General features: G+C 51.4%; 11 protein-coding genes. 6 read left to right on the top strand and 5 right to left on the bottom strand.

Translation table 11 applies throughout. The annotated features are described in order from the left end of the window. Window positions 1-245: 245 nt before the first annotated feature. From VHA_RS08570 to VHA_RS08555, 4 genes are all read left to right on the top strand, one after another. Window positions 246-1355, top strand: a complete 1110-nt coding sequence (locus tag VHA_RS08570) for a TRAP transporter substrate-binding protein (protein WP_005503592.1) — start codon at window positions 246-248, stop codon at window positions 1353-1355. A gap of 83 nt (window positions 1356-1438) precedes the next feature. After that, window positions 1439-2005 (top strand): TRAP transporter small permease subunit, encoded by a 567-nt coding sequence (locus VHA_RS08565; protein WP_005503591.1) that lies wholly within the window; start codon window positions 1439-1441, stop codon window positions 2003-2005. Beyond that, the gene (locus VHA_RS08560) at window positions 2002-3381 is read left to right on the top strand and encodes a TRAP transporter large permease (RefSeq protein WP_005503589.1); all 1380 of its coding nucleotides are present in this window, start codon (window positions 2002-2004) and stop codon (window positions 3379-3381) included. Before VHA_RS08565 ends, VHA_RS08560 begins: the two co-directional genes overlap by 4 nt. A 141-nt stretch (window positions 3382-3522) precedes the next feature. Continuing rightward, the gene (locus tag VHA_RS08555; RefSeq protein ID WP_199249694.1) at window positions 3523-4143 is read left to right on the top strand and encodes a LysE family translocator; all 621 of its coding nucleotides are present in this window, start codon (window positions 3523-3525) and stop codon (window positions 4141-4143) included. A gap of 12 nt (window positions 4144-4155) precedes the next feature. On the opposite strand, the gene VHA_RS08550 is transcribed toward VHA_RS08555, so the two are convergent. Beyond that, a complete protein-coding gene (locus VHA_RS08550; RefSeq protein ID WP_005503585.1) occupies window positions 4156-5256 on the bottom strand; it encodes a response regulator in 1101 nt (366 codons plus the stop codon). Between the two features lie 193 nt (window positions 5257-5449). On the opposite strand from VHA_RS08550, the gene VHA_RS08545 reads away from it, so the two are divergent. Continuing rightward, the gene (locus VHA_RS08545) at window positions 5450-6145 is read left to right on the top strand and encodes an Hpt domain-containing protein (RefSeq protein WP_104439918.1); all 696 of its coding nucleotides are present in this window, start codon (window positions 5450-5452) and stop codon (window positions 6143-6145) included. 75 nt (window positions 6146-6220) lie between these two features. On the opposite strand, the gene pta is transcribed toward VHA_RS08545, so the two are convergent. Together pta and VHA_RS08535 are read right to left on the bottom strand one after the other, a co-directional pair. Next, complete coding sequence (pta, locus tag VHA_RS08540; protein ID WP_040528522.1) at window positions 6221-8365, bottom strand: phosphate acetyltransferase; 2145 nt, start codon at window positions 8363-8365, stop codon at window positions 6221-6223. A gap of 160 nt (window positions 8366-8525) precedes the next feature. Beyond that, window positions 8526-9722, bottom strand: coding sequence for an acetate kinase (locus VHA_RS08535; protein ID WP_005503580.1), 1197 nt, complete (start codon window positions 9720-9722; stop codon window positions 8526-8528). A 499-nt stretch (window positions 9723-10221) separates the two neighbouring features. Between VHA_RS08535 and yfbV the strand changes: the two genes are divergently transcribed. Further along, a complete protein-coding gene (yfbV, locus tag VHA_RS08530; RefSeq protein WP_040528732.1) occupies window positions 10222-10671 on the top strand; it encodes a terminus macrodomain insulation protein YfbV in 450 nt (149 codons plus the stop codon). An 81-nt stretch (window positions 10672-10752) separates the two neighbouring features. On the opposite strand, the gene VHA_RS08525 is transcribed toward yfbV, so the two are convergent. After that, on the bottom strand, window positions 10753-11712 hold the full coding sequence (locus tag VHA_RS08525; protein ID WP_005503577.1) for a ChaN family lipoprotein: 960 nt from the start codon (window positions 11710-11712) through the stop codon (window positions 10753-10755). Window positions 11713-11781: 69 nt separating this feature from the next. Further along, on the bottom strand, window positions 11782-12597 hold the full coding sequence (rlmA, locus tag VHA_RS08520) for a 23S rRNA (guanine(745)-N(1))-methyltransferase (RefSeq protein WP_005503575.1): 816 nt from the start codon (window positions 12595-12597) through the stop codon (window positions 11782-11784). Window positions 12598-12678 lie beyond the last annotated feature (81 nt).

Raw genomic sequence — 12678 nt, 5'->3', positions numbered from 1 at the left:
TCAAAGCCACAGAGGCGTATATCAATCAGAAACTTAATGAATACCTGATCATTGTTTGACCAACTTCAAACAACCTTGAGTTGCTGCTATTTGCGAGGGCGCAGAATGAGTAGAGTTATTGCAACATCTTATTAACCGTATGGTTAGTGAGAGTGACAAGGACTGAACAGGCAGCATGCACTTATTTTAGGCGATCTTTCCTGCTGCTTGTTGTTATCGCTATTTCAAGCAAGGAGACTGAAATCATGTTGAAACGTCGTTCGTTCCTCGCCACTGCTGCCGTCGCACTGAGTGTGTTTCTGGCAGGGTGTGGTGAGCAGAAACAGGAAACGGCTGCAGAAGCTGCCCCCGCCGCGCAGGAAAAAATCAGCTGGAAAATGGTCACAACCTGGCCGAAGAACTTCCCTGGTCTGGGAACCGGTGCCAATAACCTGGCTGAGTTGATCACAGAAATGACCGATGGCCGTCTGGAAGTAAAAGTGTACGGTGCCGGTGAGCTGGTTGGGGCGCTTGATGTGTTTGATGCGGTTTCCCGCGGTACTGCCGAAATGGGTCATGGTGCAGGTTATTACTGGAAAGGGAAAGCACCGGCAGGACAATTCTTTGCAGCAGTGCCTTTCGGCCTGACCGCGCAGGAAATGAACGGCTGGATTTATAACGGTGGCGGTCTGGCGCTGTGGGCGGAAGCCTATGAACCTTTCGGTATCATTCCTATGCCTGCCGGTAACACCGGTGTACAAATGGGCGGTTGGTTTAACAAAGAAATCAATGACGTCAGTGACCTTGAAGGCCTGAAAATGCGTATCCCCGGGTTGGGTGGCGAAGTGCTGAAACGTGTTGGTGGTACACCGGTACTGTTACCGGGTGGTGAAATCTTCCCATCACTGCAATCCGGTGCGATTGATGCCACAGAGTGGGTTGGTCCGTACAACGATTTAGCGTTTGGTCTGCACAAAGCCGCGAAATACTACTACTACCCAGGATGGCACGAGCCAGGAACAACGCTGGAAGCGCTGATCAACAAAAATGCGTTTGAAGCCCTGCCGAAAGATCTGCAAGCTATTGTGCTGGCCGCAACCCGTGTCGCTAACGCTGACATGTTGGCTGAGTTTACCGCACGTAACAACGCGGCACTGGAAAGTCTGATTAACGAACACAAAGTAGAACTGCGTCCTTACCCGAAAGCCGTATTGAGCCAACTTCAGGCTGTCGCGGATGACGTGGTGGCAGAGCAGGCCGAAGTGGATGAGATCAGTAAGAAAGTCTACGACTCTTACAAATCATTCCGCGATCAGGCGATTGACTGGCATGCCATCTCTGAGCAAGCCATGCTGAACGCCCGTAACCCGCAATAAGGTTGATAAGGCAGCGCCATTCAGGTGCTGCCTTTCACTCTCCCCATAAAAAACAGCCCCCGTGCTGAAATAAGAGTTGTCGTATGGAAACCGCTTCTCCTTTTTTGATTGCCCTCGTCCGTGGGATCAATCGTTTTAGTGATTGGACGGGTCGCTTCGTTTCCTGGTTCGTGTTGGCCATTGTACTTATCACCTTCGTGGTGGTGGTGATGCGTTATGTGTTCAACACGGGCTCGGTGTTTATGCAAGAGTCCGTTCTCTATTTTCATAACTATGTGATTATGCTTGGTGCAGCTTATGCACTGCTGAAAGGTGCTCATGTCCGCGTGGATATTTTTTACCGCCCCATGTCTGACAGGAAAAAAGCCTGGGTGGATTTGATGGGCTTTCTGCTCCTGTTGTTGCCGACCTGTGCCTTTATTTTCTATATCGCGTGGGACTATGTCGCTGCGTCGTGGGCCATTATGGAAGGCTCGCAGGAAGCCGGGGGCGTCGATGCCCGCTATATCTTCAAAACCAGCATTTTGTTGATGCCGGCACTGGTGATCATCCAGGGATTGGCTGAAGCACTGAAAGCCCTGTTGATGTTGACCGGCTATCAGGCACTGGCAAAACAGCTGGAAGACCATGATGAGGAGCACGCGCTATGACCGAGTTCTTTGCATTGTTCCTGTTTCTGTTCACTTTCGGCGTGTTGTTGCTCGGCTACCCAGTGGCATTTTCGCTCAGCGGTTCAGCGCTGCTATTCGCCTTTATTGGTTCGGTAACCGGTACGTTTGATCCGGCATTCCTGGAAGCGATTCCCAACCGTATTTCCGGCACCTTGTCTAACGAGCTGTTAGTGGCCATTCCGCTGTTCGTTTTTATGGGCGTGATGCTGGAAAAATCGAAAATTGCGGAAGACCTGCTCGATACCATGGGGCAGGTGTTTGGCGGGCTTGCTGGTGGCCTTGGTATTTCGGTGACTATCGTTGGCATGCTACTGGCAGCCAGTACCGGTATTGTGGGCGCGACAGTGGTCACCATGGGCTTGCTGTCGTTACCTTCTATGATGAAGCGTGGTTATTGTCCACGCATTGCGACGGGAACGATTTGCGCGTCGGGGACGTTGGGGCAAATCATCCCGCCATCGATCGTGCTGGTGTTGCTGGGGGATGTGATTTCATCGGCTTACCAGCAGGCGCAGCTCGATCAGGGGATTTACTCGCCGGAAAGCATTACCGTGGGTGACCTGTTTCTGGGCGCGCTGGTGCCGGGCTTTGTGCTGGTGGGGCTGTATATTGTGTACCTGATTGGTATTGCGATGTTTCGGCCGTACCGCGTACCACCAATTCCGGCAGAAGACCGTAAAGTCAGCAAAGAGCTGTTTCTTCAGGTACTGACGGTGCTTATCCCGCCGGTTCTGCTCATTGTGCTGGTATTGGGTTCCATCCTTACCGGTATTGCCACGCCAACCGAGGCGGCATCTGTCGGTTCTGTCGGTGCGATCATCCTTGCTGCCAGCAAGCGGATGTTTAACATCACTATTTTGAAAAACGTGATGCGCACGACCACGGAAGTGACCGCCATGGTCTTTTTGATCCTGATTGGTGCTTCGCTGTTTGCCCTTGTATTCCGTGGGTTTGGCGGTGACGATATTGTCCGTGACTTCCTGACCAGTTTGCCGGGTGGTGTCTTTGGTGCCATGTTATTGGTGATGCTGGTATTGTTCCTGTTGGGCTTTTTCCTCGATTTTATTGAAATCACCTTTGTGGTGATCCCGATTGTTGCGCCAATCCTGCTGACCATGGGGGTCGATCCTGTCTGGCTTGGGATCATGATAGCCCTTAACCTGCAAACCTCTTTCCTGACGCCACCATTTGGTTTCTCGTTGTTTTACCTGCGGGGGGTAGCGCCAGGTTCCATTTCAACCCTCGATATCTACCGGGGAGTCACGCCATTTATTGCTATTCAAATTCTGGTGCTGGTGATGCTGGCTTACTGGCCGTCAATGGCGACCTGGTTGCCGGCATGGGTTTATGGTTAAGTGACATTGAACATTTGGGTGCTAAGCCTCCGGATTCGGAGGCTTTTTTCGTTTTCGGATTACCGCTTGACGGGATGCCTCTGTCGGTTTTAACTACGTTTCTTCGCGCTTGATTTGTCTGGAGATGATGTGGCACCTGCAATTGATTTCGCCATGCTGGCGGTGTTTATACCCACTTTCTTTTTCGTGTCGGTCACCCCGGGGATGTGTATGACACTGGCGATGACGCTCGGCATGAGTATCGGCGTTCGCCGGAGTTTGCACATGATGTGGGGAGAGCTCATTGGCGTGGGGCTGGTTTCGCTGGCGTCGGTGATTGGCGTAGCAGCAATCATGCTGAATTATCCTGAGCTGTTTCTGTTCCTTAAGTATGTTGGTGGGGCTTACCTGTTTTACCTGGGTGTGCAGATGTGGTTATCGAGAGGGAAGATGGCAATCCCGGCAGACTTATCTTCCAGTGCAGATACATCGCCGCTGACGCTTGCTATGCAAGGGTTTGTGACTGCCATTGCCAACCCGAAAGGGTGGGCGTTTATGATCTCACTGCTGCCACCGTTTATTAACCCGTCTCTGGCATTGCCTCCCCAGCTTTCGGTGCTGATTGGTATTATCCTGCTGACGGAATTTGGCTGTTTGTTGCTTTATGCCAGTGGTGGCCGCACGCTGCGCCATTTCCTGCAAAAAAGTGGCAATGTGCGCATGATGAACCGCATTGCAGGCTCGCTGATGATGGGGGTCGGGGTTTGGCTGGCGGTTGGCTAAGGTTAACTGACCCTAATCTTTGTATGTCTCAGCAATCCGAATAAATGCGTTTTTGGCATTAAACATAATGTCGACCAGCTGGGGGTCAAAGTGTGACCCCCTGCCTTCCCGAATAATATCAAACGCTTCATCATGGGTCATCGCGGCTTTGTACACGCGCTTACTGACCAAGGCATCAAAAACGTCGGCCACCGCCATCAAGCGTGCACTCAAGGGAATCTCCTCTCCGGACAGGCCTTGCGGGTATCCCGACCCATCCCATTTTTCATGGTGACCGTAAACAATTTCCTTGGCAGTGCTTAGGAAAGGGTAGTGTGCGCCCACTTCTTCTTCTGCTTTGACGATCGCTTTATAACCCAGTTTGGCGTGGGTTTTCATGATGTCGAACTCTTCTGAGGTCAGCTTGCCGGGTTTGAGTAGGATGGAATCGGGGATCCCCACTTTACCAATGTCATGAAGCGGCGCAGTTTTGAATACCATGGTGATGTATTCCGGTGTCACCAGAGCGGGATATTTGCCACGAAGATAGAGTTGGTCGGCGAGGATCTTCACGTAATACTGGGTACGGATAATGTGGTTTCCTGTGTCCTGATCGCGCGTTTCGGCGAGGCTTGCCAGTGCGTTGATGGTAACATCCTGTATGACGCTTAACTCTTCCACGCGGCGTTGCACTTCAGCTTCGAGATACTCGTTTTGGTTATGCAGGAAATCTTTGGACGCTTTGTTTTCTAAGTGAATTTTGATGCGCGCCAGGGTAATGGGGGGGCTGAGCGGCTTTTTGATGTAATCTGCCGCACCAACAGAAAACCCGTATTCTTGATCTTCGGATTTGTATTTTGAGGTGAGGAAAATCACCGGAATGTCACTCGCCCCTTTTTTGGCTTTTATTTGCCGGCACACTTCATACCCGTCCATCCCGGGCATGACAACATCCAGCAAAATCAAATCAATCGTAAACTTCTCGACAATCGCCAGGGCGGTTTGGCCATTGGTTGCCGCTTTGACGTCGTAGTTGTCTTTGAGCATTTCACTGACAAACACAAGGTTTTCAGGCGTATCGTCGACGACCAAAATGGTTGCCCGTTTTTTGGGGGTATTCTCCGGTGATGCCATCAAGAGGATCCTGAATCACTTTCCACTTATTCAATCCTAGGTCTACTCTTAATAATGTTCCAATTGTGAGCGGAATTATTTTATATGAGACATACGCTTAGGTAATAAGGCAGGTTCTAACATGCCCCTAAGTGCATCACTAAATGGTGGGGAAACCGATAGACTTTGGATTGCTGCGGGTAAAAGTGATTGAATGGCTAACAAAAACGTATCCGCGACCGATATCGCTGAAGCTGAATGGATTCAGAGGAGAGCCAACATGGAATACGACGACACAATGTTTGATCTGATGGTCGATAACATCCCGGGTATCAATCTCGGGGAAGGCGTTCAACGCCTTGGTGGTAACAAGGCCAAGTACCTGAAAATTCTCTCCTTGTTCTTAACGTCCCAAAGGACTGCCATGGAACAGCTCCTGTCAGATATCGATAACAGTGAAAAGGTGATTGTGGCGCATTCATGCAAAGGTGCCGGCAGCAATATTGGTGCTGATGCCATCTCGAAGGTTGCTTCCGGGCTGGAAGATAAATACAACGCAGGTGATGTTGTCAGAGAGGCGGAAGTGAATGCACTGAAGAACCTGATCATTGAGGCGATGGATAAGTTTGATGAAATCGCACTGAGTGCCGTATCGACGGATATGGAACCTGCTGTTAAGGAGGAAATCAAACCACTGAATGCGTACCTGATGGAACAAATTAATGTGCTGCAAATCAGCTTGCAGGAATTTGATATTGAAGTGCAGGATAAATTCTCCTCGCTGTCCAAGGAGTTACCGCAATGGTGTAACCAACTTGATGAGTTCAAACGCCTTCAGGAGGCCATCAGCCAGTTTGATTTCCTGATGGCAGAAGAGCACCTCAAAGCGTTGAAGAAAAAAACCGGATGACCGGGAAATTTGCCTCTGGATAAACAGAAAAAAGCCGACGCATTATGCGTCGGCTTTTCAGTGCAGGAGACGGGCTTATTGTGCCGCTTCTGCTTCTTCGGCTTGTTTTGCCTGAATGGCTGTCAGTGCAACGGTGTAAACGATGTCGTCTACCAGTGCACCGCGGGACAAGTCGTTAACAGGCTTGCGCATACCTTGCAGCATTGGACCGATGGAAACCAGATCTGCTGAACGCTGTACCGCTTTGTACGTGGTGTTACCGGTGTTCAGGTCTGGGAACACGAATACGGTCGCTTTACCTGCCACTGGGGAGTTAGGCGCTTTAGATGCTGCCACGTTCTCCATGATAGCGGCATCGTACTGCAGAGGACCGTCGATCATCAGATCAGGACGTTTCTGCTGGGCAATCCGTGTCGCTTCACGCACTTTCTCAACATCTGCACCCTGGCCGGATGTACCGGTAGAGTAAGAGATCATGGCAACGCGAGGCTCAATGCCGAATGCTTTCGCCGAATCTGCAGACTGGATAGCGATTTCCGCCAGCTGTTCTGCGTTTGGATCTGGGTTGATTGCGCAGTCACCGTATACCAGAACCTGATCAGGCAACAGCATGAAGAACACAGAAGACACCAGAGACGCGTTTGGTGCTGTCTTGATGATTTGCAGCGGCGGACGGATGGTGTTCGCCGTAGTGTGAACAGCACCGGAAACCAAGCCATCAACTTCGTTTGCTTCCAGCATCATGGTACCCAGTACCACGGTGTCTTCCAGTTGCTCACGGGCCACAACTTCAGTCATGCCTTTGTTCTTACGCAGCTCAACCAGACGTGCAACGTATTTCTCACGCACGGTGTCTGGATCGATGATTTCTACACCTGCGCCCAGTGTCACGCCCTGTTGCTCAGCAACACGTCTGATTTCGTCTGGGTTACCCAGCAGCACACATTCCGCAATTTTACGCTCAGCACAGATGGCTGCCGCTTTCACGGTGCGTGGTTCATCACCTTCAGGCAGCACGATACGTTTGGCCGCTTTACGTGCCAGCTCAGTCAACTGGTAACGGAATGCCGGTGGGCTCAGGCGACGTTCACGTGCAGAGCCTTCAGACAGTGATTCAATCCAGTTGCCGTCAACGTGTGCTGCAACGTGGTTTTGAACGAATTCAACACGCTCTTTATCGTCAGCCGGTACTTCCAGGCTGAAGCTTTGCAGGTTCAGTGACGTCTGCCAGGTGTTACCCGCAGTCGTGAACACGGGCAGGCCAGCTGCGAACGCGCGCTCACACAGGCTGTGCAGCTGTTCTGGGATGCTGTAGCCGCCGGTTAGCAGCAGGGCACCGATTTCCAGACCATTCATTGCTGCCAGACAGGCTGCGACGATAACGTCAGGACGGTCAGCAGAGGTTACCAGCAGGGAGCCTGCGCGGAAGTGTTCAATCATGTTAGGGATTGAGCGCGCGCAGAATGTGATGCTCTTGATGCGACGGGTATTGATATCCCCTTTGTTGATGATTTCAGCATTCAGGTGTTTCGCCAGATCGCTTGCACGGGTGGCGATCAGGTCAATGCTCCAAGGCACACAACCCAGAACGCGGATAGGGCTGGAGTTGAAAATCTCCATCACTTCAACATTGCTGCCTTTGGCAGTATTGTTGTCATCGAAGATATCAGACAGGTCAGGGCGGGTACGGCCTTGTTCGTCAACCGGTGCGCCATGTTTGTTGATCATCACACCCGCAATGTTCGGGTTCTTGATACCACCGAAGTTAGAGACAGCAACCTCGATACGCTCTTTCAGTTGCGCAGGGTTATCGGTACCAGGGGTGGTGACGAACACGATTTCCGCGTCCAGTGTTTTTGCGATTTCGTAGTTGACCTGATTCGCAAATGGGTGGTTGCGGGTTGGTACCAGACCTTCAATCAGCGCCACTTCTGCTTCTGCAGTTGCTTCTTTAAAGCGGGCAATGATCTCTTCCATCAACACATCTGTCTGATCAGTACGGATCAGCGCTTCAGCGTTTGCCATGGTCAGTGGCTCTGCCACTTTCATGTCGCTGTTGGCTTCGATGATGGTGGTTGTCAGGTCAGGTTGGTCGCCGCCGTGGCGAGGTTGGGCAATGGGTTTGAAAAATGAAACTCGAAGGCCCTTTTGTTCCATCGCACGCAGTACGCCCAGGCTAACGCTGGTCAGACCGACACCTGTGCCGATGGGAATGAGCATAATAGTACGGGACACGCTTGATTCCTCTTTACTATGTAGGAAGCAAAACCCACATGATGCAGGTTTTGTTAATTATTCAGTTTGGCAGAGCATCAGCTCACTTTGCCAAATTGAAACGGCTGATCACCTTGATCAGCCGCATGTTTGCATCGAATGGTGATTAGATTTCAGCCAGACGTGCAGTGTCTTGTGCGATAACCAGCTCTTCGTTGGTTGAAATAACCATGGCTGGAACACGGCTGCTGTCAGTTGTGATAACACCTTCACCGCCGAAACGGGCTTTCAGGTTGCGCTCTTGGTCAACTTCAACGCCCAGCAGGCCCAGACGGTTCAGTACTTGCTCACGGATTGGGCCAGAGTTCTCGCCGATACCGCCAGTGAACACGATCGCATCCAGACGGCCATCCAGACAGGCAGTGTAACCTGCCACGTATTTCGCCAGACGGTGACAGAATACGTCCATTGCGCGGGTTGCTTCTTCTTTAGAACCGTAGTTATCTTCAACAAAACGACAGTCAGACGTCACTTCAGTCAGACCCATCAGGCCAGACTCTTTGGTCAGCATGTTGTTGATTTGCTCAACGCTGTAGCCCAGTGCATCGTGCAGGTGGAAGATGATTGCAGGATCCAGGTCACCAGAACGGGTACCCATTACCAGACCTTCCAGTGGGGTCATACCCATAGAGGTGTCAACAGATTTACCGTTCTTGATGGCACAAACAGACGCACCGTTACCCAGGTGGCAGTTGATGATGTTCAGTTCTTCAACAGGCTTGCCCAGACGCGCTGCTGCTTCTTGCGCGATGAAGTAGTGAGAGGTACCGTGCATGCCGTAGCGGCGGATACCGTGCTCTTTGTACATCTTGTATGGCAGTGCGTACAGGTATGCTTCTTCAGGCATAGTCTGGTGGAACGCGGTGTCGAAAACGGCGACGTTTTTCAGGTTAGGGAACGCCGCTTTCGCTGCTTCAATACCCACCAGGTGTGCTGGGTTGTGCAGAGGTGCGAAGCTTGCTGCGTTTTCGATACCTTTCAGTACGTCGTCGGTGATCAGTGCAGACTGAGTGAACTGCTCGCCGCCGTGTACAACTCGGTGGCCGATCGCGCCCAGGTTTTCTGCCAGTTCTGGTTTAGAAGCCAGAATCGTTTCAACGATGAAGCTCAGTGCTTCTTTGTGCGCTGCGCCTTCGCCCAGCTGCGCTTCGTGTTTACCGTCCAATTTCCACTTAATACGTGCTTCTGGCAGGTGTAGGCACTCAGCCAGACCAGACAGGTGTTCATCACCTGTTTGCGCGTCAACGATAGCGAATTTCAGCGAAGAGCTGCCGCAGTTAAGAACAAGAACCAGCTTAGACATTTGAGACTACCTATTCGTGTAAAGTAGATGATGTTTACTCATCGGAGAAGGATAGTTGATTAAGGTCACATTCACCTTCCCAGAAAAACGTTTAGCAAAATTTGTCGCGGAATAGACACATCGCTCATCAGTCCATGATAGATACCCTTTGTATTGTGATACGGCCGCTTCAAAAACAAAGCCAGAAATCTCTTTCTGCCGTTTCGTGTAACATCAACGGGTATGCAACGAAAAACGCCAGACAGACTTACCCGCAGGCTCACCATCATTGGTGATTTGTTGCGCTGCCGGCCATCCATTTGGCGTTTCAGTGGTTGCGAGATAATCAAATCCGAGCAACAATTGATTTAGGTCGGCTAAGTCTAGCGATACTTGCGACAGATAACAAAAATTTTTGAGTCATTCTTGATTTGAATTAAGGTTTATCAACTTTCTTTTAAAAATTGCAGCAAGTTTTTAGCCGATAATACAGTGACATCGCTTGAGAGGTATGCGCCGTATGAGTAATAAGACGATGTGGGACGCTTTCCGTGATGGTCAGAAGTACATGACGGAATGGCCGGTCCGAAAAGAGTTGGCACCGATGTTCCCGGAAAATCGGGTGATCCGTGCCACCCAGTTTGCGATCAAAGTGATGCCGGCTGTTGCTGTAATCAGTGTATTGATGCAAATGGCCTTCAATAACTATTCGGGCCTGCCTCAAGCCATGATTATGGCGTTGTTTGCATTGAGCCTGCCGCTACAGGGGTTGTGGTGGCTGGGGAAACGACGCGAAACACAACTGCCTCCTGCATTGGCCGGTTGGTATCGTGAACTGCATGAAAAAATTGTCAGCGAAGGTGGGGTCGTCCAGCCCATGAGAAGCCGCCCCCGTTATAAAGAGCTGGCCCACACCCTGAACCGTGCGTTTAAGCTGCTTGATAAGGCATCGCTGGAACGTTGGTTCTGATATACAACGAGGGAAAAACGCCCCAGTTTTGCGCTGGGGCGTTTTTGTTTGTGTATTGGATTGTCAGCCTTGGAATAGCCCTTATTCACAAGTGGCTGCTTTCGCTGCGTTTGTGTGGCGCATGGTTTTTAGTGCCGCATGCATTTCTTCATCTGTCAGCCACTGCGGCGGCAGTGGGTGCACCACTAAACGGTAATCGTTCACGTCACTCCCAAGTGGCGCGTCTTCAGATTGAGGGGAGATAATGGCAATCTTCAGGTCAGGATTTCTGGCCGAGATACGTGCAGCGATGCCAAGCCCCCCTTCAACGTGGAAAGCACCAGCAATGTGCATCACCTTGTAACCGGGGTTGTCAGCAAGAAAGTGCACAATACTTTCCGCCATGGTGTCGTCCCATGCCAGCTGCGCCAGATACTGATTTCCGTTTTTTTCTTCATCGCCATGGAACAGGGTCGCAAGAAACTTCTCTTTGTACGGGGAATCACCGTCATGAAGCGTGTCTGCCACCAGCCGCCGTTTTTCAGCAGGTAAGCGCTCAAGGTAGCCTTTGCCTTCCCTGGCGATGCAGCGAACAATTTCAGCCGGTGCGTTAGCTGCAACCACTGGCAGGGAGTGGGCTTTGGCGTATTCCACTAATGGGCGGTAACTTCCCTCATAGTTTGACCATTGACGGGTGCTGCCCAGCAGGCTGCTTTCACCAAACTCACCGGCAAGGTAACCGTCAATCACGCTTTGGTCCTGACGCGTGAACTGTTCCATGGAAAGGGCGGTGTTGGAATGGCGGGAGGCGAGCGCTGCCAGAAACTGGGTTTGGAACAGGTGCACGCCGGGGTGGGAGTGCCATTCCCCGACCAGCACAACGTCGGCGTCAGTAACTGCATCGGCAAGTGCTTTGAGTGAATAAGGGACGCCTGCGGAGGATTCAATGTGGTAATCGTAAAGAGTACCTGCGGGGGGCGATATTTCCTGCGTTGAAAGTGGATAGGCACACCCCGTCAGGGATAGGATGAGAAGTGCGGTGGACAGGGAGCGTATCGGCATGAGAGATCCCGTGAGATAAATCCTTATATACGCTCCATTATGGTGTAACGGCTCCGTTATGCAATGCGACTAGCTGGCTTTTCTATAAACCCGCAACGTGAAATCTGCCTCACATTCAAACTGTTTGGCGTCTTTCAGGGATTGCCACAGGCTGTCCGGTGCGCGCCAGGCAAACGGCGTCATTTGCAGCAGGGTCGTTGCGTCATTGCTGTTCAGCGCCATCAGGTAGGCAACGCTCTGCTCGGTATCGAGTTCAAATCCTGGCAAGTTTTCAACCGGCACATCATGCAGCCTTACGTCGTCGTAAATACCAGCCTTTAACTGGTAAAGGTGACGTGGTCCCGGTGTTACCGTCACGACTACACCTTGGCTTTTCACTGTACGCGCCAGTTCATCGCCATTGCAGGGGGCATAAATACGCACGACCGCATCCAGTTGATTGTCTGCAAAGGGCAGGCGCTGGCTGGAGGCGACCAGAAAATCTACATTCGGGTAGCGCTTGGCACCATAGCGGACCATCACCTTGGAGATATCGAGACCATAAACTTGACTTCCCGTCAGTTGTCCGGCAAAGAAACTGGTGTAATAGCCTTCCCCGCAGCCGATATCCAGAAGCTCGGCACCGGTTTTGCCCGCAAGCAGGGATGTCAGCATTCCGCCGACAGCATCACGCATAGGCTGGTAGTGGCCACCATCAAGGAACTGGCGACGCGCCTGCATCATCTCTTTGTTGTCACCGGGATCTTTTGAACGTTTGTGTTGCACAGGCAATAGGTTCACATAGCCTTCTTTGGCCAGATCGAACTGGTGGTTACTGGCACACTTGTAAGTGCGGCCGGAAAGATTCAGTGGCTGTTGGCACAGCGGACAAAGGTAAGATGGCATAGCGGTGTGTCGACAAGGATCAATGAGCGCAAAGGATACGGGGACAGACACCGCGTATCAAGTGCGTATAAAGCGATTATA

This window comes from Grimontia hollisae CIP 101886 (genome assembly GCF_000176515.1).
Classification (GTDB): Bacteria; Pseudomonadota; Gammaproteobacteria; order Enterobacterales; family Vibrionaceae; genus Enterovibrio; species Enterovibrio hollisae.
Note: the sequence above shows the minus strand (reverse complement) of the source record. Positions and strands in the feature narration are given on the sequence as shown.